We start from the raw sequence: 25,865 nt of genomic DNA, 5'->3' as shown, positions 1-25,865 counted from the left end.
TAGTTATGAGATATTTTGTTAAAGCTCTGTGTGTGGCGATTACATTTTTTGTTATCGTTGCATGTGGTGGGGGTGGGGGTGGGGGTGGGACACCAAATGGTCCTTCTGCGACCCTGAGAGTGTTTCCGCCAGTAGATGCAATCAGTTTGCCCGTTGGCGCTAGTGGCTCTACGGGTATTGAGGTCCGCGGTGGGAAGGCTCCCTACGGTGTCATTAGCTCTGATGCATCCGTCAGCGCAGGGTTGTCTCCAGATGGTATTTTGTACATTGCGGGCAATAGTGACGGAACGTCCACAGTAACGGTTTACGATGAAAGTCTGCCTGTCCAGCAAGTTAAAATTACCGTAACTGCAAAAGCGGTTCCGTTGGCTAGTAGCGCAGGTACTTCTGTCACGTTGCAACCCAATCAGACGCTGCAGTTCAATGTGCGTGGAGGTGTTGCCCCGTATTCTGTGAATAGCTCTGACACCAGCATTGCCAGCGCATCTATTTCAGGTTCTGCGATTACTGTGACCGCAAAGCCTAAGGCGGGGACCGCCACACTGGTGATAACCGATTCTGCGGGGGCAACATTAAGTGTCTCGGTTGCTGTCCAGGTTGGTACGTTGACCACATCGCCAACTACTATCACTGGGGCTGCTGGTACCTCTAATACTATTACTATTAATGGTGGAGTGGCTCCTTATTCTGTGAGCTCCAGCAACACTGCCGTGGCAAGTGCATCGTTGTCTGGATCTTCTGTTTCGGTGAGCTTATTGTCGCAAGGCTCTTCCAGTATCGCAATTACCGATGCGGCTGGTCAGACGGTAGTTGTTTCTGTTACTGTCACCTCTAACGTTTTGCAGGTTTCTCCTGCAAATCAAACGGTTAACGAGCGGAGTGCAACCGCAACTACGGTAACTTATTTGATTGCCGGTGGTACTGCGCCCTATACGCCTTTGATCAGTCCAGCTGACGAGGTGCACGCCACTGCAGTAATTGCTGCGAGTACCATGACAGTGACTGTTCCGATTTCTGCGGTAGGAGTTCGTTGCGTGACTGCAGATAAAGTCATTCCAATTGATGTTTATGATTCGAAGTTGGTAAAACAAACGGTATCGCTCACCATTAAAGATGATAGTGCTGTTGCTTGCCCTTGAAGAGTGAGCTTGCTAGAAGGAGAGATCAATCTTGCTTGGTCTCTCCTTTTTCTTTTTTGCGTAAGAAATTGGCTGCTATATGGGTTTGGTAAAAATTGATTTAGGTGACAGAGCGTACGAAATTCTGATTGCAGAGAGGGGGGATTTGCCTCGATTCCTCGCAAACTCCAATGTTTGCACCCGGGTAGCCGTCGTTGTTACGAATGTGGTGGTCGCCAAGTTACATTTGAGCCGGGCCCTGGATTCGCTCAGAAGCTCTTTTCAGGAGGTTTATGTCGTTGAACTTCCAGATGGCGAGGCCCACAAAACCTGGGATTCTTTGAATCAAATTTTCACTGCATTGCTGAAGTGGGAGTGTGATAGAAAAACTGTCATGTTTGCCCTCGGCGGAGGCGTGATTGGTGATTTGACAGGGTTTGCAGCAGCTACTTTCATGCGAGGTGTCCCCTTCGTTCAACTCCCGACCACATTACTGGCGCAGGTGGACTCCTCGGTGGGGGGAAAGACAGCGATCAATCACCCGTTAGGTAAAAACATGATCGGGGCTTTTTATCAGCCTCGCCTTGTTGTATGTGATCTGAGTACGCTTGAAACCCTGCCAATCCGTGAGCTGCGCGCAGGTTTGGCGGAGGTCATTAAGTACGGACCCATTGCCGACATCGGATTTATGGAGTGGCTTGAGGGCTCCGTGGATAAGGTACTTGCGAAAGACTCAAGTGCACTTGCCCATGTTGTCCAGCGCAGCTGCGAAATCAAGGCATGGGTAGTGAGCCAGGACGAAAAAGAAACCGGCTTGCGTGCCATTCTCAATTTCGGACACACCTTTGGTCACGCGATCGAAGCGGGTATGGGGTATGGCGTCTGGTTGCATGGGGAAGGGGTCGCTGCTGGCATGGTGATGGCGGCTGAGCTGTCTCGCCGGCTGGGGTTGGTGGACGCTGCGTTTGTGGAACGGCTCACTGCGCTGATTGCGCGGGCGGGTTTGCCGACAAAGGGGCCCGTGCTCGATCCGGTGGACAACGCGGGGCGCTATCTCGAGTTGATGCGCATCGACAAGAAGTCCGAAGGTGGGGAGATCCGGTTTGTGTTGATTGACGGGCCTGGCAAGGCCGTGGTGCGCGCAGCGCCCGATGCCTTGGTGCGGGAGGTCATTGATGCGTGTTGCGACTGACGCGGGTAGTTGAGTTTGCTATTAAATATATAGCTAATGGCGTAAATTTGAAGCGTGCACGAGCCCATTTTTGATGCAAAGCTCTGATCAATTGCCCTGCGCTTCAGACCCCGCGCAGACAAGGGGGCGGCGCTACCCGGAGCAGCCTGCGCCGACGCGCACCGAGTACCAGCGTGACCGAGATCGGATTGTGCATTCGACCGCGTTTCGGCGGCTGGTGTACAAGACGCAGGTGTTCCTCAACCACGAAGGCGACCTGTTCCGCACCCGGTTGACCCATTCGCTGGAGGTGGCGCAGCTGGGGCGTTCCATTGCGCGGTCTCTGCAGATCAATGAAGACCTGGTAGAGGCGATCTCGCTGGCCCATGACCTGGGTCACACACCCTTCGGACATGCGGGCCAGGATGCGCTGCATGGGTGCATGGCGGGGTTTGGCGGGTTCGAGCACAACCTGCAAAGCCTGCGCGTGGTGGACCGGCTCGAAGAGCGCTACCCACAGTACGATGGACTCAACCTCACCTTCGAGACGCGAGAGGGAGTCCTCAAGCATTGCTCCCGATCGCACGCAGAACAGTTGGAAGCCTCGGAGCCCGGCGGTGTCGGCAGCCGATTTTTAAGGCGTGAGCAGCCAAGTCTGGAGGCGCAGTTGTGCAACCTGGCGGACGAGATTGCTTACAACGCGCACGACATTGACGATGGCGTGCGGTCGGGCTTGATCAGCCTTGCGCAATTGCGCGACGTTCCCTTGTTCGATGCGTACCGGGCGGCGGCGCAAGCCGAGTACCCGGATCTCGCTTCGCCCAGCCTGCAGCGGCGGCTGTTGTTCGAGGCCATCCGGCGCATGCTCAGTGCGCAGGTGTACGACGTGATTGATGCGACGCGGGAGGCCCTGCGCGAGCATGCGCCTGCCAGCGCTGATGAGGTTCGCCGGTGCCCTCCGCTGGTGCTGTTCAGTGGCGGAATGCGTGAACGATCTACAGCGCTCAAGCAGTTCCTGTTCCGGCACCTGTACCGGCATCCGCAGGTGATGGAGACGACGGGGCTGGCTCAGGAAATTGTGCGTGACCTTTTTGCCGCTTATGTGGCCGCACCGCAAGAGATGAAAGCGGCTTTTGCCCAGCAGGCGCTGGCGGGCGACGCCAGCATGCGGGCCCGCGCCGTGGCCGACTTCATTGCCGGGATGACGGACCGTTTTGCAGCGCGCGAGCATGAGCGGCTGACGGGCCGCCGCCTGCTGGGCGGTTGAGCGCGTTTGGCCGCAGAGCTGCCTGGGTCCAGGGTCTGTAACGGCCCCTGCACCAGCCCGTTGCCCAGGTGCTCCATCGCCTGCGGCATGGCCGTCAATCTGTTTGCGTGCTGCACCGCAGTGTGATGCCTCCTGCGTCTCGGGCCGCGCCGAGGCCCCCGGTAAAATCAGACCCCGTTTCACTGTGCCTGCCTACGCGCCTATGACCTCCACCCCTTCCATCACCCCGATGGGCGCGTCCGATCCCGCAGCCCCGTTCATTCGTGACACCGTGCGCTGGCTTGAAAAAGCCGTGATCGGGCTGAATCTGTGCCCGTTCGCCAAGGGCGTGCATGTCAAGGGCCAGATCCACTACGTGGTGGCGCTGACCGAGGACACCGACGCGGTGCTGTCGCTGCTGCGTGACGAGTTGTTGGCTTTGCAGAGCATTCCCGCCGCGGTGCGGGACACGACCCTGCTGGTGCTGCCGCACTGTTTGCAGGATTTTCTGGACTTCAATGAATTTCTTGGTGATGCGGAAGGCCTGCTGGATGCCTTGGGGCTGGACGGCATCCTGCAAATTGCCAGCTTTCACCCTCAGTTCCAATTTGCGGGCACTGACGTGGACGATGTGACCAACTGCACCAACCGTGCCCCCTATCCCACGCTGCATCTGCTGCGCGAAGACAGCATCGACCGGGCCGTGGAGGTGTTCCCTGAGGCGGAAGCCATCTTTGAGCGGAACATGGAAGTGCTCGAGGGCCTGGGGATGGAGGGCTGGTTGGCGCTGGATGTGGGGCCCCACGCACCGGCGCCCGGTGCGGCGTCTGCCGAGGGGGGGAATGCGCGATGACGCAGAAGAAACCATCCCCCGCGCCGCGCGAAGCCGGTGGGGCGATCCGCAAGCAACAGGCCCAGGCCAATGCCCAGGCTGCAGAGCTGTCCGAGCTGCGGCCCGGGCAGTCGGTGGAGCTGCTCAAGGAGCTGCACATCCTCACCCGCGAGGGGCGGCTGAACCAGGATTCGCGGCGCAAGCTCAAGCAGGTGTACCACCTGTTCAATTTCATCGAACCGCTGTTGACGGAGCTATCGGCAGACGGCGGTGGGCCGACCCTGGCAGACCATGGCGCGGGCAAGTCGTACCTGGGTTTCATTCTGTACGACTTGTATTTCAAGGCCCTGGGGCATGGGCATATCTATGGCGTCGAAACCCGCGCCGAGTTGGTCGAGAAATCCCGCCAGCTTGCCCAGCGGCTGGGTTTCGGCCGCATGTCATTCCTCAACCTGTCGGTGGCCGAATCGTCAGCGGCCGACGAGTTGCCCGCGCAGATCGATGTGGTGACGGCCCTGCACGCCTGCGACACGGCCACGGACGATGCGATCGCCTTTGGCCTGCAGAAGAAGGCCCGTGCGATGGTGCTGGTGCCCTGCTGCCAGGCCGAGATGGCCGCCTGCCTGCGCCAGGGCAAGGCCCTGCAGCTGGCGCGCACGCCCTTGGCCGAGCTGTGGCGGCACCCGCTGCACACCCGTGAGCTGGGCAGCCAGGTGACCAATGTGCTGCGCTGCCTGTATCTGGAGGCCAGCGGCTACCAAGTGACGGTGACCGAGTTGGTAGGGTGGGAGCACAGCATGAAGAACGAACTCATCATCGCGCGCTACACCGGGCAGAAAAAGCGCAGCGCGGCCGAGCGCCTGCGTGCCATCCTGGTCGAGTTCGGGCTGGAAAAGACCCTGGGGCCGCGTTTTGGGTTGGCGGCGGCTGCCAACGTGACAGAGGCGGCTGCTGCGGGCTGATTGCTTCACCCGTGCCTCAGCTGCGCGGCAGCAAGCCGGAGACTTTGAAATTGGGGACGGGTCTATGATGGCGCGCATTGCCTTCATCGACCACTACCCATGGCCCGCCTTCCACGCCTGACCCTGCCAGGCCATCTGCACCACGTGATCCAGCGTGGCAACAACCGCCAGCCCATTTTTCAGGACGGCGAAGACTTCCACACCATGCTCGCCATGCTGGCAGACAACGCGCTCCAGCACGGGGTGGCTGTCCATGCCTATGTGCTCATGGACAACCACTTCCACCTGCTGGTCACCCCCACATCGGCGGATGCTTTGCCGCAGATGATGCAGGCGGTGGGGCGGCGCTATGTGCAGTATTTCAACCGCCGCCATGCGCGCACCGGCACCCTGTGGGAGGGGCGCTACCGGTCTACCGTGCTGCAGGCCGACAAGTACCTGCTGCCTTGTATGGTGTACCTGGACCTCAACCCGGTGCGGGCAGGGCTGGTGGCGAATGCGGCGGACTACCCCTGGTCCAGCCATGCCCACTGGCGGGGCGTACGCAATGACCGCCTGCTCACGCCCCATGCGCTGTACTGGGCGCTGGGCAACACGCCGTTTGCCCGCGAGGCCGCCTATGCCGCGCTGGTGCAGACGGGAATCGGGTCGCAGGAGCAGGCGGCGCTCACGGCTTCGGCTCTGAGTGGATGGGCCTTGGGAGACACTGATTTCATAGAAGGTTTGCAAAAACAGACACCGCGCCGGGTGACGGCGGGGCAAGCTGGGCGGCCAAAAAGCGTAAAGAAATCAGAGGAAAAATAGGATTTTCCGCTCTGCGGTATTGTTTTTATTGCTATTAAATTTGATATGTCCCCAATAAAATACAGAACCAAGATGCTTGGTTATTAAAAGGAATCTGACCCCAATTAATGTGCTTGCCAAACCATGTTGCAATGCACTAATCTCCCACTCCCTGCGAAAAATATGAGGAGTGCGCCATGACCACGGCTGCCGAGATCCAGCATCTGCAACAACACGGTTTGTATTCATCGGGTAACGAACACGACGCCTGCGGCCTCGGGTTTGTGGCCCACATCAAGGGTGTGAAGCGCCACGACATCGTGACGCAGGCCCTGAAGATCCTGGAAAACATCGACCACCGTGGCGCCGTGGGGGCCGACCCCCTGATGGGCGACGGCGCGGGCATCCTGATCCAGATCCCCGACGCGCTGTACCGCGAAGAAATGGCCAAGCAGGGCATCACGCTGCCCGCCGCCGGTGAATATGGCGTGGGCATGATCTTCCTGCCCAAGGAGCACGCCTCGCGTCTGGCCTGTGAGCAGGAGATGGAGCGCGCCATCAAGGCCGAAGGCCAGGTGCTGCTGGGCTGGCGCGATGTGCCGGTGAACGTGGACATGCCCATGTCCCCCACTGTGCGCAAGAAGGAGCCCATCCTGCGCCAGGTCTTCATCGGCCGTGGCAACGACGTGATCGTGCAGGATGCGCTGGAGCGCAAGCTGTACGTGATCCGCAAGACGGCCAGCGCCAACATCCAGGCGCTCAAGCTCAAGCACAGCAAGGAATACTACGTTCCGTCCATGTCCAGCCGCACCGTGGTCTACAAGGGCCTGCTGCTGGCCGATCAGGTGGGCGTGTACTACAAGGACCTGTCCGACGAGCGCTGCGTCTCGGCCATCGGCCTGGTGCACCAGCGCTTCTCCACCAACACCTTCCCCGAATGGCCATTGGCCCACCCCTACCGCTATGTGGCGCACAACGGTGAAATCAACACCGTCAAGGGCAACTACAACTGGATGAAGGCGCGCGAAGGCGTGATGGCTTCGCCCGTGCTGGCTGCTGACCTGCAAAAGCTCTACCCCATCAGCTTTGCCGACCAGTCCGACACCGCCACGTTCGACAACTGCCTGGAACTGCTGACCATGGCTGGCTACCCCATCAGCCAGGCTGTGATGATGATGATCCCCGAGCCTTGGGAGCAGCACACCACCATGGACGAGCGCCGCCGCGCCTTCTATGAATACCACGCTGCCATGCTGGAGCCTTGGGACGGTCCCGCCTCCATCGTGTTCACCGATGGCCGCCAGATCGGCGCCACGCTGGACCGCAACGGCCTGCGCCCCTCGCGCTACTGCATCACCGACGACGATCTGGTCATCATGGGTTCCGAATCGGGCGTGCTGCCCGTGCCCGAGAACAAGATCGTGCGCAAGTGGCGCCTGCAGCCCGGCAAGATGTTCCTGATCGACCTGGAACAAGGCCGCATGATCGACGACGACGAGCTGAAAGCCAACGTCGTCAACACCAAGCCCTATAAGCAGTGGATCGAGAACCTGCGCATCAAGCTCGACAGCATCGAAGCCGGTGCTCAGGCGGCTGCGCCCCAGGCCGCAGATCTGCCCCTGCTGGACCGCCAGCAGGCCTTTGGTTACACGCAGGAAGACATCAAGTTCCTGATGGCGCCCATGGCCAAGAACGGCGAAGAGGGCATCGGCTCCATGGGCAACGACAGCCCGCTGGCCGTGCTGTCGGGCAAGAACAAGCCGTTGTACAACTACTTCAAGCAGCTGTTCGCCCAGGTGACGAACCCGCCGATCGACCCGATCCGCGAAGCCATCGTGATGTCGCTCAACAGCTTCATCGGCCCCAAGCCCAACCTGCTGGACATCAACCAGGTCAACCCACCGATGCGGCTCGAAGTGAGCCAGCCCGTGCTCGACTTTGCCGACATGGCCAAGCTGCGCGACATCGCGCAGTACACGCAAGGCAAGTTCAAGAGCGCGACCATCGACATCACCTACCCGCTGAGTTGGGGCCGTGAGGGCGTGGAAGCCAAGCTCGCCTCGCTGTGCGCACAGGCCGTGGACGCCATCAAGGGCGGTGCCAACATCCTGATCATCAGCGACCGTGCCGTGAGCGCGACGCAGGTGGCCATCCCCGCGCTGCTGGCGCTGTCGGCCATCCACCAGCACCTGGTGGGCACGGGCCTGCGCACCACGGCCGGCCTGGTGGTCGAAACGGGTACTGCCCGCGAGGTGCACCACTTTGCCGTGCTGGCAGGCTATGGCGCCGAGGCCGTGCACCCCTACCTGGCAATGGAAACCCTGGCCGAGATGCACAAGGACCTGGGCGGCGACCTGTCGGCCGACAAGGCCATCTACAACTACGTCAAGGCGATTGGCAAGGGCCTGTCCAAGATCATGTCCAAGATGGGCGTGAGCACCTACATGTCCTATTGCGGCGCCCAGCTGTTCGAGGCCATCGGCCTGAACACCGAGACCGTGGGCAAGTATTTCACTGGCACCGCCAGCCGCGTGGAAGGCATCGGCGTGTTCGAAATCGCCGAAGAAGCCATCCGCATGCACAAGGCCGCGTTTGGTGATGATCCTGTGCTCGAAACCATGCTGGACGCCGGTGGCGAATACGCCTGGCGCGCCCGTGGCGAAGACCACATGTGGACGCCCGATGCGATTGCCAAGCTGCAGCACAGCACGCGCGCCAACAACTGGAACACGTACAAGGAGTACGCCCAGATCATCAACGACCAGAGCAAGCGCCACATGACGCTGCGCGGCCTGTTCGAGTTCAAGATCGACCCGTCCAAGGCGATCTCGATCGACGAAGTCGAGCCCGCCAAGGAAATCGTCAAGCGTTTTGCCACCGGCGCCATGTCCCTCGGCTCCATCTCCACCGAGGCGCACGCCACACTGGCTGTGGCCATGAACCGCATCGGCGGCAAGAGCAACACCGGTGAAGGTGGCGAGGACGCCGCGCGTTACCGCAACGAACTCAAGGGCATCCCGATCAAGAAGGGCGACAGCCTCAAGAGCGTGATTGGTGCCGAGAACGTGGAGGTCGATCTGCCTTTGCAAGACGGGGACTCGCTGCGCAGCCGCATCAAGCAGGTGGCTTCGGGCCGCTTTGGGGTGACGGCGGAATACCTCTCGTCGGCCGATCAGATCCAGATCAAGATGGCCCAGGGTGCCAAGCCCGGCGAAGGTGGTCAGCTGCCTGGCGGCAAGGTCTCCAACTACATCGGCAAGCTGCGCCACAGCGTGCCCGGTGTGGGCCTGATCTCGCCCCCGCCGCACCACGACATCTACTCCATCGAGGACTTGGCCCAGCTGATCCACGACCTGAAGAACGTCGCACCGCACGCAGGCATCAGCGTCAAGCTGGTGTCCGAAGTGGGCGTGGGCACCATCGCTGCAGGCGTCGCCAAGTGCAAGAGCGACCACGTGGTGATCGCCGGCCATGATGGCGGCACGGGCGCTTCGCCCTGGTCGTCCATCAAGCACGCGGGCGGCCCCTGGGAAATCGGCCTGGCCGAAACCCAGCAGACCCTGGTGCTGAACCGCCTGCGCGGCCGCATTCGCGTGCAGGCCGACGGCCAGATGAAGACCGGCCGCGACGTGGCCATCGGCGCGCTGCTGGGCGCGGACGAATTCGGCTTCGCCACCGCTCCGTTGGTGGTCGAGGGCTGCATCATGATGCGCAAGTGCCACCTCAACACCTGCCCCGTGGGCGTGGCCACGCAGGACCCCGAGCTGCGCAAGAAGTTCTCGGGCAAGCCCGAGCATGTGGTGAACTACTTCTTCTTCATTGCCGAAGAAGTGCGCCAGATCATGGCCCAGCTGGGCATCAAGAAGTTCGACGACCTGATCGGCCGCACTGACCTGCTCGACATGCGCCAGGGTCTGGAGCACTGGAAGGCACGTGGCCTGGACTTCAGCCGCCTGTTCGCCCAGCCCAATGTGCCTGCCGATGTGCCGCGCTTCCACGTGGATGTGCAGGACCACAACATCGAGCACACTCTGGACCGCAAACTCATCGAGCGCAGCCAGCCCGCCATCGACAAGGGCGAGCGTGTGCAATTCATCGAAGTGGCGCGCAACGTGAACCGTTCCGTGGGCGCCATGCTCTCCGGGGCCGTGACGCGCGCCCATCCCGAAGGCCTGCCAGACGACACCATCCGCATCCAGCTGGAAGGCACGGGCGGCCAGTCGTTCGGTGCATTCCTCACGCGCGGCATCACGCTGTACCTGATCGGTGACGCGAACGACTACACGGGCAAGGGCCTGTCGGGCGGCCGTGTGGTGGTGCGCCCCAGCATTGACTTCCGGGGCGACGCGGTGCGCAATACCATCGTGGGCAACACGGTGATGTACGGTGCCACCACGGGAGAGGCCTTCTTCAGTGGCGTGGCGGGTGAGCGCTTTGCCGTGCGCCTTTCGGGTGCCACTGCGGTGGTGGAAGGCACGGGCGACCACGGCTGCGAATACATGACCGGCGGCACCGTGCTGGTTCTGGGCAAGACCGGCCGCAACTTCGCAGCGGGCATGAGCGGCGGTGTCGCATATGTCTACGACGAGGATGGCCAGTTCGACACCCGCTGCAACATGTCCATGGTCACGCTGGAGCGCATCCTGCCCGCTACCGAGCAGGAAGCCACGGTGCCACGCTCGATCTGGCACAACGGCCAGACGGACGAGGCCCAGCTCAAGAAGCTGCTGGAAGACCACAACCGCTGGACGGGCAGCAAGCGCGCGCGTGAACTGCTGGACAACTGGGCTGCATCGCGCAGCAAGTTCGTCAAGGTCTTCCCGACCGAGTACAAGCGTGCGCTGGCTGAAATATATGAACGAAAAGTGCTGGAGGAGTCCGCTACACCAGCGGTAGCTGCTACTAAAAAGGAAGTGGCCCCCGCCAAGTAAGGCGACGCCATCTCCCTTCGCACAGCATTCATAGACAAGGACATCGTCATGGGAAAAACTACTGGATTCATGGAGTACGAGCGCATCGAAGAGGGCTACAAGCCCGTGCCCGAGCGCCTGAAGCACTACAAGGAATTTGTCATCGGCCTCGACGAAAGCCAGGCCAAGGTGCAAGGCGCGCGCTGCATGGACTGCGGCACGCCGTTCTGCAACAACGGCTGCCCGGTGAACAACATCATTCCGGACTTCAACGACCTCGTGTACCACCAGGACTGGAAGAGTGCGATCGAGGTGCTGCACAGCACCAACAACTTCCCCGAGTTCACCGGCCGCATTTGCCCCGCGCCCTGCGAGGCAGCCTGCGTGCTCAACGTGAACGACGACGCCGTGGGCATCAAGTCCATCGAGCACGCGATCATTGACCGCGCCTGGGAAGAGGGCTGGGTCAAGCCCCGCCCCGCCAAGCACCAGACGGGCAAGAAAGTGGCCGTGGTGGGCTCCGGCCCCGCAGGCCTGGCCGCTGCCCAGCAACTGGCGCGCGCGGGCCACAGCGTCACGCTGTTTGAGAAGAACGACCGCGTGGGCGGCCTGCTGCGCTACGGCATCCCTGACTTCAAGATGGAGAAGTCGCACATCGACCGCCGCGTCAAGCAGCTTGAAGCCGAAGGCGTAGTCATCCGCACCAGCGTGTTTGTGGGCGCCGCCAAGGACGGCCTGGGCAAGGACTCCAAGGTCACCAACTGGGCCAAGGAGACCGTCACGCCAGAGCAGCTGAACAAGGAGTTCGACGCCGTGCTGCTGACCGGTGGCGCCGAGCAATCGCGCGACCTGCCTGTGCCCGGCCGCGACCTCGATGGCATCCACTTCGCCATGGAGTTCCTGCCCCAGCAGAACAAGGTCAACGCGGGCGATAAGCTCAAGGGCCAGATCCGCGCCGATGGCAAGCATGTCATCGTGATCGGTGGCGGCGACACTGGCAGCGACTGCGTAGGTACCAGCAACCGCCACGGTGCGGCCAGCGTCACCCAGTTCGAGGTGATGCCCCAGCCCCCCGAGGTGGAAAACCGTCCCCTGACGTGGCCCTACTGGCCGCTGAAGCTGCGCACCAGCTCCAGTCATGAAGAAGGCTGCGTGCGCGAGTTCGCCATCTCTACCAAGGAGTTCACGGGCGAAAAGGGCAAGGTCAAGAGCCTGACGACCGTGCAGGTCGAGTTCAAGGACGGCAAGCTGGTGGAAATTCCTGGCACCGAAAAGCACTACCAAGCCGACCTGGTGCTGCTGGCCATGGGCTTTGTGAGCCCCGTGGCTGCGGTGCTCGACGCCTTTGGCGTGGACAAGGACGCCCGTGGCAACGCCCGCGCAACCACCGATTTCGATGGCGGCTATGCCACCAACGTGCCCAAGGTGTTTGCGGCCGGTGACATCCGCCGGGGCCAGTCGCTGGTGGTCTGGGCCATCCGCGAAGGCCGCCAAGCGGCGCGCGCGGTGGACGAGTTCCTCATGGGCTACTCGGACCTGCCCCGCTGATCGCCCGCACGGGGTTCGAGCAACAGCGGCGCCTGCGGGCGCCGCTTTTTTGTGGAGTCTTGGGGCGCGAAGCCGACCTGCGCTGTCCAGGGTTAAACCGTGGGATCCGCCACTCTTGCGCTTTGTTGGCACAATCGGGTGTCCTGTCAATCCGGGGTTGCCTCTGCCTGGGGGCGCCGCAGCCCCTCGCGCCCCGTGCCAATTTTTACAAACATGCGTGAATGTATGTTTGTGTCTTCGGCTACCATCGCGGCTCGCTTCCCAAGGGGGCTTGCCGGATGCTGAGTGGGCAGGTCCCGGATTTCCACCATCCCTTTTCTCGCATGCCCGAGCCGTCCTTTCTCGCCGAACTGCGCAATGTCACCTTTTCCTACGGTGACCGCGCCATCCTGCGCGACGTTTCGCTCTCGGTGCCACGGGGCAAGGTCACGGCGCTCATGGGGGCGTCGGGCGGTGGCAAGACCACGGTGCTGCGCCTGATTGGGGGCCAGCAGAAGGCCCAGAGTGGCCAGGTGCTGTTTGATGGCCAGGACGTGGGGCGCATGGACGTCGCGGCCTTGTATGCGGCGCGTCGGCGCATGGGCATGCTTTTCCAGTTCGGAGCGCTGTTCACCGACCTCAGCGTGTTCGAGAACGTCGCCTTCCCGCTGCGCGAGCACACCGACCTGTCCGAAGCCCTGATCCGTGACGTGGTGCTCATGAAGCTGCACGCCGTGGGCCTGCGTGGCGCGCGCGACCTGGCGCCCAGCCAGATCTCGGGCGGCATGGCCCGCCGCGTGGCTCTGGCCCGCGCGATCGTGCTGGACCCGGAGCTGGTCATGTATGACGAGCCCTTTGCGGGCCTGGACCCGATTTCGCTGGGCACGGCGGCCCAATTGATCCGCCAGCTCAATGACGCCATGGGCCTGACCAGCATCATCGTCTCGCACGATCTGGAAGAAACCTTCCGGCTCGCGGACCACGTGATCATCCTCGGCGAGGGCGTGGTCGCCGCCCAGGGCACACCCGACGAGGTGCGCGCCAGCCGCGACCCGCTGGTGCACCAGTTTGTAAATGCCCTGCCTGCGGGGCCCGTGCCGTTCCACTACCCGTCGCCCGATCCGGCCCAGGACTTCGGCCCGGAAGGGGGGCGCCGGTCATGAGCTGGTACAGGCCTTCGGATGTCGGCTTTGCCGTGCGCCAGCAACTGGCGGACATCGGCCTGGGTGCGCGCCTGTTCTTCCGGCTGCTGCGGCTGGCGGGGGCGACCTTTGTGCGGCCCGGGCTGGTGCGCGACCAGATCCACTTTCTTGGCAACTACTCACTGGCCATCATTGCGGTCTCGGGCCTGTTTGTGGGTTTTGTGCTGGGGCTGCAGGGCTACTACACGCTGCAGCGCTATGGGTCCTCCGAGGCCCTGGGCCTGCTGGTGGCGTTGAGCCTGGTGCGCGAGCTGGGGCCCGTGGTCACGGCGCTGCTGTTTGCGGGGCGGGCTGGTACGTCGCTCACGGCCGAGATCGGGCTGATGCGCGCGGGCGAGCAGCTCAGCGCCATGGAGATGATGGCCGTGGACCCGGTGCAGCGCATCCTGGCGCCGCGTTTCTGGGCCGGGGTGATCACGATGCCCCTGCTGGCGGCGGTGTTCAGCGCAGTGGGCATCATTGGCGGCTGGGTGGTGGGCGTGCTCATGATCGGCATCGACCCCGGGGCCTTCTGGAGCCAGATGCAGGGCGGGGTGGATGTCTGGAAAGACCTGGGCAACGGCGTGCTCAAAAGTGTGGTCTTCGGTTTCACCGTGACCTTTGTGGCACTTTTGCAGGGCTACGTGGCCAAGCCCACGCCTGAGGGCGTTTCGCGCGCCACCACGCGCACGGTGGTCATGGCGTCCCTGGCGGTGCTGGCGCTGGACTTCGTGCTCACGGCCCTGATGTTCAGTATCTGACGCTGGCTAAGCTGGCGCGCAAAGGAATCCAAGACAATGCAACGTTCCAAAAATGATCTCTGGGTGGGGCTCTTTGTGATGCTCGGCACGGTGGCGCTGGTGTTTCTGGCGCTGCAGTCGGCCAACCTGCTGAGCCTGAACTTCCAGCCGGGCTACCAGATCACGGCGCGTTTCGACAACATTGGCGGCCTCAAGCCCCAGGCGGCGGTGCGCAGCGCCGGTGTGGTGGTGGGGCGGGTACAGGCAATTACCTTTGATGACAAGACCTACCAAGCGCGGGTGACGCTGGCGATGGAAAACCGCTACGCTTTCCCCAGGGATAGCTCGCTCAAGATCCTCACCAGCGGCCTGCTGGGTGAGCAGTACATCGGTATCGAGGCCGGTGCGGACGAGAAAAACCTGGTGGCGGGCGACATGGTCACGGCGACCCAGTCGGCCGTGGTGCTGGAAAACCTCATTGGACAATTTCTTTACAGCAAGGCCGAAGACGGCAGCAAACCTGCCGGGACAGGTGGCAAAAAATGACGAACTCTCACGACACAACCCCGGCCACCCACGCAACACGCGGGGCTTTGGCGGCGCGCCTGGTGACCTGCCTGGGGCTTTTGCTGGGCGCTGCGCTGCTGACGGGCTGCGCCACGGTGGCCAACCCCGACCCGCGTGACCCGCTGGAGTCCTACAACCGCAGCATGACCAACTTCAATGAGCATGTGGATGCGATGGTGCTCAAGCCGGTGGCGATTGCCTATAAGGAGGTCACGCCCGCGCCCGTGCGCACCGGGGTGAGCAACTTCTTTGCGAACCTGGGTGATGTGTGGTCGTTCGTGAACAACGTGCTGCAGCTGCGTGGCGAAGCCGCCGCCTCTACCTTCATGCGGGTGAATGTGAACACCTTCATGGGCATTGGCGGTGTGCTGGACATTGCCAGCGAGCTGGGCATCGACCGCTACAAGCAGGATTTCGGCCTGACGCTGGGCTACTGGGGCATGGGCACCGGTCCGTATCTCGTGCTGCCGATCCTGGGGCCCTCCACGGTGCGTGACACCCTGGCCCTGCCGGTGGACATGAAGGGCAATGTGGTGAGCTACGTGGACCCGGTCTCGGCACGCAATTCGCTCTATGCGCTGCGCATTGTGGACACGCGGGCCAACCTGCTGCGTGCCAGCTCGGTGCTCGACAGCGCGGCGCTGGACAAGTACAGCTTCACGCGCGACGTGTTCCTGCAGGTGCGCAGCCAGCAGGCCGGCACGCCGTTCAATGGCGACGACAAGAGCGAGGCCAATGGCAACGACGGCGTACTGCCCGAAGAGCCTCCGCGCTGAACAACCCCGCCGGGTGCTCCAACAGACAGTCGGTGCCTGTTGCACTTGCTTGCAATCCGCAACCTCAGCGAAGCATGCGGGCGCACCCAGGCCACCACAATGATTTGACGGGCATCAGCCCGCGCTGATGAAAGCCAAGAACATGATGAACCGACGTACCCTGGGCCGCAGTGCCCTGAGCCTGGCTGCCGCAATGGCACTGTCTCTGGGCCTGTCCGCACCCGCCCTGGCGGCCGATGAAGCCCCCGATGCGCTGATCAAGCGCCTGTCTGCCGATGTACTTTCCACCGTCAAAGCTGACAAAGCCATCCAGGCTGGCGATCTGTCCAAGGTGATCGCGCTGGTGGACAAGACGGTCATGCCCAACGTCAACTTCCGTCGCATGACGGCAGCGGCCGTGGGTCCGGGCTGGCGCCAGGCCACGCCCGAGCAGCAAAAGCGCCTGCAGGAAGAGTTCAAGATCTTGCTCGTGCGCACCTATGCCGGTGCGCTGGCCCAGGTCAACGACCAGACCATCCAGGTCAAGCCTTTGCGTGCCGCGCCCGAAGACAAGGACGTGCTGGTGCGCACTGAAATCGTGGGCCGGGGCGATCCCATCCAGCTCGACTACCGGCTCGAAAAGACCCCCGGCGACGGCGCAGGCTGGAAGATCTACAACCTGAACGTGCTGGGCGTGTGGCTGGTGGAAACCTACCGGGGCCAGTTCGCGCAGGAGATCAACGCCAAGGGTATTGATGGCCTGATCGAGACCCTGGTGGCGCGCAACAAGACCAACACCACCGCCAAGGGTTGAAACGGTGTGACCGAATCCGCCATGCTGGTACTGCCCCACGAACTCACCCACCGCCAGGCCACGGCCTGCCTGCAGATGCTGCTGCAAGGGCTGCGGGTGCACCGCGAAAACGGCGTGGTGGTGGACGCGAGCGCCATGGCGGTGTTCGACAGCTCGGCGCTGGCGGTGCTGCTGGAATGCCGGCGCGAGGCGCTCTCGGTGGGCAAGACCTTTGCCGTGCAGGGCCTGCCCCCGGCGCTGCGCGGCATGGCGGGTCTGTATGGTGTGGGCACCTTGCTCACGCCGGTGTCCTGAAGCGGGTTCAGAGTCTCGGCACCGAGGGCGCACAGGCTGCTGCCCGCCCCCTCACCAACGCGGTTCAAGGCAAGGCCGTAAAATCGACGGCTTCATGCCCGCAGTCTCCTTCCAAGCCATCTCCAAGACCTTTGCCACGCCCAAAGGCCCTTTTCAGGCACTGAACCAGGTCAACCTGGACATTGAGGAGGGCGAGTTCTTCGGACTCCTCGGCCCCAACGGTGCGGGTAAAACCACCCTGATCAGCATCCTGGCCGGCCTGGCGCGTGCCAGCAGCGGCCGCGTGCTGGTGCAGGGCAGCGACGTGCAGGCACAGTATGGCGAGGCCCGCCGCAAGCTGGGCATCGTGCCGCAAGAGCTGGTGTTCGACCCCTTCTTCAACGTGCGCGAGACGTTGCGCATCCAGTCGGGCTACTTCGGCGTGAAGAACAACGACGCCTGGATCGACGAGCTGCTCGAAAACCTGGGCCTGGCCGACAAGGCCAATGCCAACATGCGCCAGCTGTCGGGCGGCATGAAGCGCCGTGTGCTGGTGGCGCAGGCGCTGGTGCACAAGCCGCCCATCATCGTGCTCGACGAGCCCACGGCAGGCGTGGACGTGGAACTGCGCCAGACCCTGTGGCACTTCATCGCCCGCCTGAATAAGGAAGGGCACACCGTGCTGCTCACCACCCACTACCTCGAAGAAGCCGAAGCCCTGTGTGGCCGCATTGCGATGCTCAAGGCCGGGCAGGTGGTGGCGCTCAACAGCACGTCCGACCTGCTCAAGGCGGCCTCGGGCAGCGTGCTGCAGTTCAAGACCGACACGGTGCTGCCGCCTGCGCTGTCCGCTGTGGCGCGTGTCACCGGCCGCATCGTCCAGTTGCCTGCGCACGACGCGGCCGAGATCGAAAACCACCTGGCCGCGTTGCGCGTGGCCGGGGTCGAGGTGCAGGACATGGAGATTCGCAGGCCTGACCTGGAAGACGTGTTCCTGCAGGTCATGTCGGGCACATCGGCGTCCAACATCCCGCTGGAAGGGGGGGCGTCCGCCGCCGCGCCGGGCCGCCCCAAGCAAGGCGCGGCCCCCTTGGGGGGCAGCGAGGACACGGCAGTGCCGAGCGTGGGGGCACAACGATGACCGGGTGGCAAACGCTTTTTTATAAAGAAGTGCTGCGCTTCTGGAAGGTTAGCTTCCAGACCGTCGCGGCCCCCGTGCTCACCGCCGTGCTGTACCTGCTCATCTTCGGCCATGTGCTCGAAGACCATGTCAAGGTTTACGACCGCATCAGCTACACCGCCTTCCTGGTGCCCGGCCTGGTGATGATGAGCGTGCTGCAGAACGCGTTTGCCAACAGCTCGTCAAGCCTGATCCAGAGCAAGATCATGGGCAGCCTGGTGTTCGTGCTGCTCACGCCACTGTCGCACTGGGCCTGGTTTGTGGCCTATGTGGGTTCGTCCGTGGTGCGCGGGCTGGTGGTGGGCCTGGGCGTGTTCATCGTCACGCTGGCGTTTGCCCGGCCCGAGTTTGCGGCGCCGGTGTGGATTTTGGCCTTTGCCCTGCTGGGCGCGGCGCTGCTGGCCACGCTGGGGCTGATTGCGGGGCTCTGGGCCGACAAGTTCGACCAGATGGCCGCGTTCCAGAACTTCATCATCGTGCCCATGACCTTTCTGTCGGGCGTGTTCTATTCGATCCAGTCGCTGCCGCCGTTCTGGCAGGCCGTGAGCCACCTCAACCCGTTCTTCTACATGATCGACGGCTTCCGCTACGGCTTCTTTGGCCAGAGCGACACCTCGCCCTGGCTCAGCCTGGGCATCGTGGGCATCGCCTGGCTGGCCGTGAGCGCGCTGGCCGTGCACCTGCTGCGCACGGGCTACAAGATCCGTAACTGACATGACTTACGCAAAACAAGGTTCAGGCAAGCGCTCCCCTCCAGGGCGAGGCGGTTGTTGTATCCCGATTTGCGTCAGTCCTCATTGATTCCGAGCGCCCCACCATGACCGCTGACCAACTCAAAGACATCATCACCGCAGGCCTGGCCTGCGAACACATCACGCTCGAAGGCGATGGCCGCCACTGGTATGCCACCATCGTCTCGCCCGAGTTCGAGGGCAAGCGTGCCATCCAGCGCCACCAGCGCGTGTACGCCACGCTGGGCGCGAAAATGCACACCGACGAGGTGCATGCGCTGTCGATGAAAACCTTGACCCCCGCCGAGTGGGCGGCGCAGGCGCAGTAAGCACAAAGCGCCAGGACTCTTACTCATTTATTGATAGCTATCAGCGCATGATAGACGCGCGGTAGAGCCCATTTTTATTCATATTCTGGTTATTTGACATGGACAAACTCCTGATTCGCGGCGGACGCAGCTTGCAGGGCGAGGTGCTGGTCTCCGGCGCCAAGAACGCCGCCTTGCCGGAGTTGTGCGCCGCCCTGCTCACGGCCGAACCCGTGACCCTGCTCAACGTGCCCCGGCTGCAGGATGTGAGCACCATGCTCAAGCTCATCCGCAACATGGGCGTGGCGGCCGAGCGTGCCGACGACGGCACGGTGCGCATTGATGCCAGCGGCCTGAATACCCCCGAAGCTCCTTATGAGCTGGTCAAGACCATGCGCGCTTCGGTGCTGGCGCTGGGCCCGCTGCTGGCGCGCTTTGGCGAGGCCACGGTGTCGCTGCCCGGCGGCTGCGCCATCGGTTCGCGCCCGGTGGACCAGCACATCAAGGGCTTGGCCGCCATGGGCGCCGAAATCGTGGTGGAGCACGGCTACATCATTGCCAAGCTGCCCGCAGGCTGGAAGCGCCTGAAGGGCGCGCGCATCACCACCGACATGGTCACGGTGACGGGCACCGAGAACTTTCTGATGGCCGCCGCGCTGGCCGAGGGCGAGACGGTGCTCGAAAACGCTGCCCAGGAGCCTGAAATTTCGGACCTGGCAGAGATGCTGATCGCCATGGGCGCAAAGATCGAAGGCCACGGCACCAGCCGCATCCGCATCCAGGGCGTGGACCAACTGCACGGCTGCACCCACCGCGTGGTGGCCGACCGCATCGAGGCAGGCACCTTCCTGTGCGCCGTGGCCGCCACGGGCGGTGATGTGGTGCTGCGCCATGGCCGCGCCGATCACCTGGACGCCGTCATCGAGAAGCTGCGTGAAGCCGGTGCCGACGTGCAGGCGGTGGAGGGTGGCATCCACGTGAAGAGCCCTGGCGGCGCCACGCTCAAGGCCCAGGGGTTTCGCACCACCGAGTACCCAGGTTTCCCCACCGACATGCAGGCCCAGTTCATGGCGCTCAACTGCATCGCCCAGGGGGCGGCCACGGTGACCGAGACGATTTTTGAAAACCGTTTCATGCACGTCAACGAGCTGGTGCGCCTGGGCGCCAAAATTCAGGTGGATGGCAAGGTGGCTGTGATCGAAGGCGTGCCACGCCTGTCCGGCGCCACCGTGATGGCCACCGACCTGCGCGCCTCGGCCAGCCTGGTCATCGCTGGCCTGGTGGCCGACGGCGAGACCGTGCTGGACCGCATCTATCACCTGGACCGTGGTTACGACTGCATGGAAGCCAAACTGCGCGGCATCGGCGCCGACATCGAACGAGTAAAAGCATGAGCAGCAGCAACATGATCACCCTGGCGCTTTCCAAGGGCCGCATCTTTGACGAAACCCTGCCGCTGCTGGCCGCTGCAGGCATCGAGGTGCTCGAAGACCCCGAAAAGTCGCGCAAGCTCATCCTGCCCACCAACCAGCCCAATGTGCGTGTGGTGCTGGTGCGCGCCACCGACGTGCCCACCTATGTGGAATACGGCGGCGCCGACATCGGCGTGACGGGCAAGGACACCCTCATCGAACACGGTGGCCAAGGCCTGTACCAGCCGCTGGACCTGCAGATCGCCAAGTGCCGCGTGAGCGTGGCCGTGCGCAATGACTTCGATTACGAGCGCGCCGTCAAGCAGGGCGCACGCCTGAAGGTCGCCACCAAATACACCAGCATCGCCCGCGACTTCTTCGCGACCAAGGGCGTGCACGTGGACATGGTCAAGCTCTACGGCAGCATGGAGCTGGCGCCGCTGACCGGCCTGGCCGATGCCATCGTGGACCTGGTCTCCACCGGCAACACGCTCAAGGCCAACCATCTGGTGGAGGTCGAGCGCATCATGGACATCAGCTCCTATCTCGTTGTGAACCAGGCCGCGCTCAAGCTCAAGCAGGCGCCGCTGCGCCGCATCATCGATGCGTTTGCTTCGGCCATCCCTGCCCCCAAGAACTGAACCCACCGTAGAACGCACTATGACTTTGGTAGCTGCTCCCGCCCGTCTGTCCACCGCTGCGGCCACTTTTGAGGCTGATTTTGCAGCCCGCCTGCACTGGTCTGCCGACACCGACGCGGCCATCGAGCAGCGCGTGGCCGACATCCTGGCCGACGTGCAAAAGCGTGGCGACGCGGCCGTGCTGGAGTACACCGCCCGCTTCGACGGCCTCAGCGCCCCTAACATGGCGGCGCTGGAGCTGACCCAAGCCGACTTCAAGGCCGCGTTTGACGCCATCCCAGAGGCCCAGCGCGACGCGCTGCAAGCCGCTGCCAAGCGCGTGCGCAGCTACCACGAGGCGCAGAAGAAGGCTTCGGGCGAGAGCTGGAGCTACCGCGACGAAGACGGCACCCTGCTGGGCCAGAAGGTCACGCCGCTGGACCGCGTGGGCATCTACGTGCCCGGCGGCAAGGCCGCCTACCCGTCCAGCCTGCTGATGAACGCCATCCCGGCCCACGTGGCGGGCGTGCAGGAAATCATCATGGTCGTGCCCACGCCGGTGCGCGGCAGCGTGGCCACGGGCGGAACGGGCGAGGGCACCTCGACCAAGGGCGAGCGCAACGAGCTGGTGCTGGCCGCCGCCTACGTGGCCGGCGTCACCCGCGCCTTCACCATCGGCGGCGCGCAGGCCGTGGCCGCGCTGGCCTACGGCACGGCCACCGTGCCCAAGGTGGACAAGATCACCGGCCCCGGCAACGCCTATGTGGCCAGCGCCAAGAAGCGTGTGTTCGGCACTGTGGGCATCGACATGATTGCAGGCCCGAGCGAAATCCTGGTGCTGGCCGACGGCACCACGCCGCCCGACTGGGTGGCCATGGATCTCTTCAGCCAGGCCGAACATGACGAGCTGGCGCAGAGCATCCTGCTGTGCCCTGACGCCGCCTACCTCGACGCCGTGCAGCGCGAGATTGACCGCCTGTTGCCCACCATGCCGCGCGCCGAGATCATCGCCAAGAGCCTCACTGGGCGCGGCGCGCTGATCCTGACGAAAGACATGGAAGAAGCCTGTGCGATCAGCAACCGCATCGCACCCGAACACCTGGAAGTCAGCAGCACCGACCCGCACCGCTGGGAGCCGCTGCTGCGCCACGCAGGGGCGATCTTCCTGGGGGCCTATACCTCCGAAAGCCTGGGCGACTACTGCGCCGGTCCCAACCACGTGCTGCCCACCAGCGGCACCGCACGTTTCTCGTCGCCACTCGGCGTGTACGACTTCCAGAAGCGCAGCAGCATCATCGAAGTGAGCAAAGCCGGTGCCCAGGTGCTGGGAACGATTGCGGCCGAGCTGGCCTATGGCGAGGGCCTGCAGGCCCACGCGCAGGCGGCAGAGATGCGGCTGACTCCGCCCGTCAAGCCGCGCTGATCGCGCCCCGGTGCAGGGCGCCCTGTGCGGGTGCCGTTGCCTTGGGCTGAGGGGCTGCGACGGGTGCAGAGGGTGCTGGCGGATAAGCAGCACCTGCCACTGCCCGGTGTTTCGCCCAGCTCAGCCGCGCAGGCCGGTGTCCATCGGCGCTGACGCGCAGCCGCACCGGGCCGGTGAACGACAGGCGCTGGCCCGCCTCCAGAAAATAGTCTTCCAGCAGACCATCACAGGTCACCCAGACGCGGCCTTGTTCGACTTCGAGCAGGGCGATCTCGCCTGTGCGGAAGTCCAGCACCTGGACGGCCTGCAGCGGCGGCAGGGGCTGGCGCTTCCATTGCAGGGTGAGGGGCACCGCAGGCTGGGCGGGCAGCGTGGGCGACGGTGGGGTGGGGATGTGCAGCGTGTTCATGCCTTCACTGTGCGGCCAGGGCGCGCGCGGCGCTACGGACAGGCATGTAGGACCTGGTCCAGTACAGACCGGCTGTACTGCCTATCTGTACTGTATGGGCTGCATCTGCTCTGTACTGGCTATCCGTCTGGCTGCCAGTACAGAATGCAGCCATGGCCACCGATGACGCTCTTCCGCTTTATCTTCAAATCGCCGAGCAGCTGGCGCAGCTGATCCGCAACGGCACGTTGGCGCGCGGCGAGAAGCTGCCGTCGGTGCGCGAGCTGGCGCGCCAGCACGGCGTGGCGCAGACCACGGTGGTGCAGGCCTACCACTGGCTCGAAGATGCCCGTCTGATCACGGCCCGCCCGCGCTCCGGCTTTTTTGTGGCAGCGCGGCCGGTGAGCCTGCCCGAGCCCAGCACGCCGCGACCCATGCGCCGCCCGCGCGAGGTGTCGGTGGACTGGCTGGGCCAGCGCATCCTGGGCCGCAACCAGCCGGAGGACATGCTTTCGTTCAGCAGCGGCACACCGGGCCCCGAGCTGTTCAACCCCGACCGCGTGCGCCGCGCCGTGGTGCGTGCGGCCCAGCGCCACCGCAACCTGCTGTGCACCTACCCCAGCTCCGCGGGCCATGTGGATGCGCGCCGCGCCTTGGCGCGCTACGCCGTCAGCCTGGGCTGCAGCCTGGACCCCGAGAACATCGTGATCACCGGGGGCTGCATGGACAGCATTGCACTGTGCCTGCGCGCCGTCACGCAGCCGGGCGATGTGGTGGCGCTGGAGTCGCCCACGCATTTTTCGTTTCTGGAGGTGCTGCAGGGCCTGCACCTCAAGGCGCTGGAGATTCCCACCCACCCACGCAATGGCCTGTCGCTGGATGCGTTGCAGCTCGCGCTGGACACCCAGCCGGTCAAGGCCGTGATGGTGGTGCCCACGCTCAGCAACCCGCTGGGCAGCTGCATGCCCCAGGCCGAGCGCAAGCGCCTGGCGCAGATGGCGGCGCGGCACGGCATGGCGGTGATCGAGGACGCGATCTACAACGACCTGGCGGAGGTGGACGAGATGCGGCGTACCGTCAAGTCCTACGACACCACGGGCCATGTGATGCTGTGTGATTCGTTCTCCAAGACGCTGGCGCCGGGCCTGCGCCTGGGCTGGCTGGAGGCGGGCCGCTGGACCGACAAGGTGCGCGCCATCAAGGACCTGCAGGCGGGCGGGCAGTCGGCCGTGCTGGAACTAGCCCTGGCTGACCTCATCACCCAGGCAGGCCATGCCGCCGCCATGCGCCAGCTGCATGCGGGTGTGGCGGCCCGCATGGACGAGGCGCGCCGGGTGATTGCGGCGCATTTCCCGCAGGGCACGCGCGTGAGCGACCCGCCCGGCGGCCTGCTGCTGTGGCTGGAGCTACCCCGCGCGCTCGATTCGGTGCAACTGCACGAGGCCTGCCTGGCCCGGCAGATCCTGATCGCACCCGGCACGGTGTTCAGCACCAGCGGGCGCTTTCGCAACTGCCTGCGCATTGGAGTGGGCGGCGATTGGTCGCCCGCGCACCTGGAGGCGCTGCGCACCGTGGGCGACATGGCCACGCGCATGCTGCAGGGGCAGCGGCAGGCTGCCTGACCTTTCTTGAAAAATAAACACGAAGTTCGTGATTCACGAACTTCGTGTAATATGACTCCCATGAAAAACGTCACCGTGACCATGGACGACGCCGTAGCCGAATGGGTACGCGTGGAAGCCGCCAGGCGCGGCAGCAGCGTGTCCCGCCTGCTCGGTGAATGGCTGGCCGAAAAGATGCGCCAGGAAGACGCCTACGCCCAGGCCATGCGCGAGGCGCTGGGGTTTGAGAGCTGGGGCGCTTCCAGCGGGCCTTATGTTCCGCGCGAGACCCTGTTTCTGCGCTGAGCAGCGGAGCGCACATGGCCACCGTTCCCATCTTTGTCGATACCGAAATCCTGCTCGCCAGCGTGGACGACCGCGATGCCGAGCGCCAGGCGCGGGCGCGTGAGTGGATCAGCTTTTGCTGGCAGACGCGCAGCGGCCGCATCAGCTCGCAGGTGCTCAACGAGTTGTACAACCAGGCCATCCAGCGTTTTGACGGCCCGCAGGTGCTGCAGCAGGTGCGCGCCCAGGTGCGTCGCCTGCGCGTGTGGCTGCCGCCCCACCTCGACTCCTACACCGTGGACGGCGCCTGGGACCTGCAGGACCGCTACCGCCTGAGTTACTGGGATGCGCTAATCCTCTCGTCTGCCCACCAGCAGGGCTGCCGCTACCTGCTGACCGAGGCGCTGCCACACGACCAGCCGCTGGACGCCGTGCGGCCGATCAACCCTTTCCTTGTCACCCCCAACGAACTGGACACCGCCGAATGACCAACGCCGCTCCATCTTCCCCGCTTCAAGCCCTGGCCCGCATCCGCCCCGACGTGCGCGCCATGCACGCCTACGCCGTGCAGCCCTCCACCGGCATGCTCAAGATGGACGCGATGGAGAACCCGTTTCGCCTGCCTGCACACCTGCAGGCTGCGCTGGGCCAGCGTCTGGGTGGGGTGGCACTCAACCGCTACCCTGGCGACCGCCTGCTGGACCTGAAGGCGGCGCTCGCAAAGTACGCTGGCATGCCAGAGGGCTATGGCATCGTGCTGGGCAATGGCTCCGATGAACTCATCACCCTGCTGGCCCTGGCTTGTGCCCAGCCTGGCACCGGCCAACGCGCCACCATGCTCGCGCCCATGCCCGGCTTCGTGATGTACCCGCTGTCTGCGCAGCTGCAGGGCTTGGACTTTGTCGGCGTGCCGCTCACGCCCGACTTCGAGCTGGACGAGCCCGCCATGCTCGCTGCCATCGCCCAGCACAAACCTGCCATCACCTACATCGCCTACCCCAACAACCCCACGGCCACGCTGTGGGACGAGGGTACGGT

General features: G+C 63.8%; 25 protein-coding genes. 24 read left to right on the top strand and 1 reads right to left on the bottom strand.

The genetic code is table 11. From position 1 onward, the window contains the following. Positions 1–5 precede the first annotated feature (5 nt). From AC07Z7_RS12365 to hisD, 20 genes are all read left to right on the top strand, one after another. Positions 6–1,139: a hypothetical protein gene (locus AC07Z7_RS12365; protein ID WP_494766410.1), complete on the top strand. Its 1,134-nt coding sequence runs from the start codon at positions 6–8 to the stop codon at positions 1,137–1,139. A 79-nt stretch (positions 1,140–1,218) separates the two neighbouring features. After that, positions 1,219–2,310, top strand: a complete 1,092-nt coding sequence (aroB, locus tag AC07Z7_RS12360) for a 3-dehydroquinate synthase (protein ID WP_494766409.1) — start codon at positions 1,219–1,221, stop codon at positions 2,308–2,310. Between the two features lie 73 nt (positions 2,311–2,383). Continuing rightward, positions 2,384–3,556 carry a deoxyguanosinetriphosphate triphosphohydrolase gene (locus AC07Z7_RS12355; RefSeq protein ID WP_494766408.1) on the top strand — a complete coding sequence of 391 codons (1,173 nt, stop codon included), beginning with the start codon at positions 2,384–2,386 and terminating at the stop codon, positions 3,554–3,556. A gap of 202 nt (positions 3,557–3,758) precedes the next feature. After that, positions 3,759–4,388: a DUF1415 domain-containing protein gene (locus AC07Z7_RS12350; RefSeq protein ID WP_494766407.1), complete on the top strand. Its 630-nt coding sequence runs from the start codon at positions 3,759–3,761 to the stop codon at positions 4,386–4,388. Next, positions 4,385–5,329, top strand: a complete 945-nt coding sequence (locus AC07Z7_RS12345; protein ID WP_494766406.1) for a class I SAM-dependent methyltransferase — start codon at positions 4,385–4,387, stop codon at positions 5,327–5,329. Before AC07Z7_RS12350 ends, AC07Z7_RS12345 begins: the two co-directional genes overlap by 4 nt. 99 nt (positions 5,330–5,428) lie before the next feature. Beyond that, the gene (locus tag AC07Z7_RS12340; protein WP_494766405.1) at positions 5,429–6,133 is read left to right on the top strand and encodes an REP-associated tyrosine transposase; all 705 of its coding nucleotides are present in this window, start codon (positions 5,429–5,431) and stop codon (positions 6,131–6,133) included. A gap of 176 nt (positions 6,134–6,309) precedes the next feature. Then, positions 6,310–11,043 (top strand): glutamate synthase-related protein, encoded by a 4,734-nt coding sequence (locus tag AC07Z7_RS12335; protein ID WP_494766404.1) that lies wholly within the window; start codon positions 6,310–6,312, stop codon positions 11,041–11,043. A 48-nt stretch (positions 11,044–11,091) separates the two neighbouring features. Further along, on the top strand, positions 11,092–12,570 hold the full coding sequence (locus tag AC07Z7_RS12330; RefSeq protein WP_094286488.1) for a glutamate synthase subunit beta: 1,479 nt from the start codon (positions 11,092–11,094) through the stop codon (positions 12,568–12,570). Positions 12,571–12,893: 323 nt separating this feature from the next. Next, positions 12,894–13,712, top strand: coding sequence for an ABC transporter ATP-binding protein (locus tag AC07Z7_RS12325; protein WP_094286490.1), 819 nt, complete (start codon positions 12,894–12,896; stop codon positions 13,710–13,712). Next, the gene (gene mlaE / locus AC07Z7_RS12320) at positions 13,709–14,491 is read left to right on the top strand and encodes a lipid asymmetry maintenance ABC transporter permease subunit MlaE (RefSeq protein ID WP_094286492.1); all 783 of its coding nucleotides are present in this window, start codon (positions 13,709–13,711) and stop codon (positions 14,489–14,491) included. Before AC07Z7_RS12325 ends, mlaE begins: the two co-directional genes overlap by 4 nt. 36 nt (positions 14,492–14,527) lie before the next feature. After that, positions 14,528–15,016, top strand: coding sequence for an outer membrane lipid asymmetry maintenance protein MlaD (mlaD, locus tag AC07Z7_RS12315; RefSeq protein ID WP_094286494.1), 489 nt, complete (start codon positions 14,528–14,530; stop codon positions 15,014–15,016). Then, the gene (locus tag AC07Z7_RS12310) at positions 15,013–15,813 is read left to right on the top strand and encodes an MlaA family lipoprotein (RefSeq protein ID WP_494766403.1); all 801 of its coding nucleotides are present in this window, start codon (positions 15,013–15,015) and stop codon (positions 15,811–15,813) included. Before mlaD ends, AC07Z7_RS12310 begins: the two co-directional genes overlap by 4 nt. A gap of 142 nt (positions 15,814–15,955) precedes the next feature. Next, positions 15,956–16,606 carry an MlaC/ttg2D family ABC transporter substrate-binding protein gene (locus AC07Z7_RS12305; protein WP_494766402.1) on the top strand — a complete coding sequence of 217 codons (651 nt, stop codon included), beginning with the start codon at positions 15,956–15,958 and terminating at the stop codon, positions 16,604–16,606. A 21-nt stretch (positions 16,607–16,627) separates the two neighbouring features. Further along, the gene (locus AC07Z7_RS12300) at positions 16,628–16,900 is read left to right on the top strand and encodes an STAS domain-containing protein (protein ID WP_252659399.1); all 273 of its coding nucleotides are present in this window, start codon (positions 16,628–16,630) and stop codon (positions 16,898–16,900) included. A 94-nt stretch (positions 16,901–16,994) separates the two neighbouring features. Then, on the top strand, positions 16,995–18,020 hold the full coding sequence (locus AC07Z7_RS12295; protein WP_494766401.1) for an ABC transporter ATP-binding protein: 1,026 nt from the start codon (positions 16,995–16,997) through the stop codon (positions 18,018–18,020). Further along, positions 18,017–18,772, top strand: coding sequence for an ABC transporter permease (locus AC07Z7_RS12290; protein ID WP_252659291.1), 756 nt, complete (start codon positions 18,017–18,019; stop codon positions 18,770–18,772). Before AC07Z7_RS12295 ends, AC07Z7_RS12290 begins: the two co-directional genes overlap by 4 nt. 104 nt (positions 18,773–18,876) lie before the next feature. Continuing rightward, positions 18,877–19,119 carry a BolA family protein gene (locus AC07Z7_RS12285; protein ID WP_252659292.1) on the top strand — a complete coding sequence of 81 codons (243 nt, stop codon included), beginning with the start codon at positions 18,877–18,879 and terminating at the stop codon, positions 19,117–19,119. Positions 19,120–19,217: 98 nt separating this feature from the next. Beyond that, positions 19,218–20,492 carry a UDP-N-acetylglucosamine 1-carboxyvinyltransferase gene (gene murA / locus AC07Z7_RS12280; protein ID WP_494766400.1) on the top strand — a complete coding sequence of 425 codons (1,275 nt, stop codon included), beginning with the start codon at positions 19,218–19,220 and terminating at the stop codon, positions 20,490–20,492. A gap of 11 nt (positions 20,493–20,503) precedes the next feature. Then, on the top strand, positions 20,504–21,151 hold the full coding sequence (gene hisG / locus AC07Z7_RS12275; RefSeq protein ID WP_094287964.1) for an ATP phosphoribosyltransferase: 648 nt from the start codon (positions 20,504–20,506) through the stop codon (positions 21,149–21,151). A 19-nt stretch (positions 21,152–21,170) separates the two neighbouring features. Further along, a complete protein-coding gene (gene hisD, locus AC07Z7_RS12270; protein ID WP_494766399.1) occupies positions 21,171–22,553 on the top strand; it encodes a histidinol dehydrogenase in 1,383 nt (460 codons plus the stop codon). Here the strand turns inward: hisD and AC07Z7_RS12265 are convergent. Beyond that, complete coding sequence (locus tag AC07Z7_RS12265; protein WP_494766398.1) at positions 22,540–22,962, bottom strand: DUF2917 domain-containing protein; 423 nt, start codon at positions 22,960–22,962, stop codon at positions 22,540–22,542. The genes hisD and AC07Z7_RS12265 overlap by 14 nt on opposite strands. Before the next feature lie 152 nt (positions 22,963–23,114). Here AC07Z7_RS12265 and AC07Z7_RS12260 point away from each other — a divergent pair, with 152 nt between their 5' ends. The 4 genes from AC07Z7_RS12260 to AC07Z7_RS12245 form a co-directional block, all read left to right on the top strand. Then, positions 23,115–24,563 carry an aminotransferase-like domain-containing protein gene (locus tag AC07Z7_RS12260; RefSeq protein ID WP_252659296.1) on the top strand — a complete coding sequence of 483 codons (1,449 nt, stop codon included), beginning with the start codon at positions 23,115–23,117 and terminating at the stop codon, positions 24,561–24,563. 60 nt (positions 24,564–24,623) lie between these two features. Further along, a complete protein-coding gene (locus AC07Z7_RS12255; protein ID WP_252659297.1) occupies positions 24,624–24,848 on the top strand; it encodes a CopG family transcriptional regulator in 225 nt (74 codons plus the stop codon). Positions 24,849–24,862: 14 nt separating this feature from the next. Continuing rightward, complete coding sequence (locus AC07Z7_RS12250) at positions 24,863–25,315, top strand: PIN domain-containing protein (protein ID WP_252659298.1); 453 nt, start codon at positions 24,863–24,865, stop codon at positions 25,313–25,315. Next, a partial coding sequence (locus tag AC07Z7_RS12245) for an aminotransferase class I/II-fold pyridoxal phosphate-dependent enzyme (RefSeq protein ID WP_494766397.1) occupies positions 25,312–25,865 on the top strand: 554 nt, incomplete at its 3' end. The genes AC07Z7_RS12250 and AC07Z7_RS12245, both read left to right, overlap by 4 nt.

It is taken from the genome of Acidovorax sp. GW101-11A03 (assembly GCF_059424825.1).
Note: the sequence above shows the minus strand (reverse complement) of the source record. Positions and strands in the feature narration are given on the sequence as shown.

What these genes read in the sequence shown, in the direction of transcription:
- AC07Z7_RS12365 (WP_494766410.1), top strand. Translation starts at nt 6, where the DNA reads ATGAGATATTTTGTTAAAGCTCTGTGTGTGGCGATTACATTTTTTGTT.
- aroB (WP_494766409.1), top strand. Translation starts at nt 1,219, where the DNA reads ATGGGTTTGGTAAAAATTGATTTAGGTGACAGAGCGTACGAAATTCTG.
- AC07Z7_RS12355 (WP_494766408.1), top strand. Translation starts at nt 2,384, where the DNA reads ATGCAAAGCTCTGATCAATTGCCCTGCGCTTCAGACCCCGCGCAGACA.
- AC07Z7_RS12350 (WP_494766407.1), top strand. Translation starts at nt 3,759, where the DNA reads ATGACCTCCACCCCTTCCATCACCCCGATGGGCGCGTCCGATCCCGCA.
- AC07Z7_RS12345 (WP_494766406.1), top strand. Translation starts at nt 4,385, where the DNA reads ATGACGCAGAAGAAACCATCCCCCGCGCCGCGCGAAGCCGGTGGGGCG.
- AC07Z7_RS12340 (WP_494766405.1), top strand. Translation starts at nt 5,429, where the DNA reads ATGGCCCGCCTTCCACGCCTGACCCTGCCAGGCCATCTGCACCACGTG.
- AC07Z7_RS12335 (WP_494766404.1), top strand. Translation starts at nt 6,310, where the DNA reads ATGACCACGGCTGCCGAGATCCAGCATCTGCAACAACACGGTTTGTAT.
- AC07Z7_RS12330 (WP_094286488.1), top strand. Translation starts at nt 11,092, where the DNA reads ATGGGAAAAACTACTGGATTCATGGAGTACGAGCGCATCGAAGAGGGC.
- AC07Z7_RS12325 (WP_094286490.1), top strand. Translation starts at nt 12,894, where the DNA reads ATGCCCGAGCCGTCCTTTCTCGCCGAACTGCGCAATGTCACCTTTTCC.
- mlaE (WP_094286492.1), top strand. Translation starts at nt 13,709, where the DNA reads ATGAGCTGGTACAGGCCTTCGGATGTCGGCTTTGCCGTGCGCCAGCAA.
- mlaD (WP_094286494.1), top strand. Translation starts at nt 14,528, where the DNA reads ATGCAACGTTCCAAAAATGATCTCTGGGTGGGGCTCTTTGTGATGCTC.
- AC07Z7_RS12310 (WP_494766403.1), top strand. Translation starts at nt 15,013, where the DNA reads ATGACGAACTCTCACGACACAACCCCGGCCACCCACGCAACACGCGGG.
- AC07Z7_RS12305 (WP_494766402.1), top strand. Translation starts at nt 15,956, where the DNA reads ATGATGAACCGACGTACCCTGGGCCGCAGTGCCCTGAGCCTGGCTGCC.
- AC07Z7_RS12300 (WP_252659399.1), top strand. Translation starts at nt 16,628, where the DNA reads ATGCTGGTACTGCCCCACGAACTCACCCACCGCCAGGCCACGGCCTGC.
- AC07Z7_RS12295 (WP_494766401.1), top strand. Translation starts at nt 16,995, where the DNA reads ATGCCCGCAGTCTCCTTCCAAGCCATCTCCAAGACCTTTGCCACGCCC.
- AC07Z7_RS12290 (WP_252659291.1), top strand. Translation starts at nt 18,017, where the DNA reads ATGACCGGGTGGCAAACGCTTTTTTATAAAGAAGTGCTGCGCTTCTGG.
- AC07Z7_RS12285 (WP_252659292.1), top strand. Translation starts at nt 18,877, where the DNA reads ATGACCGCTGACCAACTCAAAGACATCATCACCGCAGGCCTGGCCTGC.
- murA (WP_494766400.1), top strand. Translation starts at nt 19,218, where the DNA reads ATGGACAAACTCCTGATTCGCGGCGGACGCAGCTTGCAGGGCGAGGTG.
- hisG (WP_094287964.1), top strand. Translation starts at nt 20,504, where the DNA reads ATGATCACCCTGGCGCTTTCCAAGGGCCGCATCTTTGACGAAACCCTG.
- hisD (WP_494766399.1), top strand. Translation starts at nt 21,171, where the DNA reads ATGACTTTGGTAGCTGCTCCCGCCCGTCTGTCCACCGCTGCGGCCACT.
- AC07Z7_RS12265 (WP_494766398.1), bottom strand. Translation starts at nt 22,962, where the DNA reads ATGAACACGCTGCACATCCCCACCCCACCGTCGCCCACGCTGCCCGCC.
- AC07Z7_RS12260 (WP_252659296.1), top strand. Translation starts at nt 23,115, where the DNA reads ATGGCCACCGATGACGCTCTTCCGCTTTATCTTCAAATCGCCGAGCAG.
- AC07Z7_RS12255 (WP_252659297.1), top strand. Translation starts at nt 24,624, where the DNA reads ATGAAAAACGTCACCGTGACCATGGACGACGCCGTAGCCGAATGGGTA.
- AC07Z7_RS12250 (WP_252659298.1), top strand. Translation starts at nt 24,863, where the DNA reads ATGGCCACCGTTCCCATCTTTGTCGATACCGAAATCCTGCTCGCCAGC.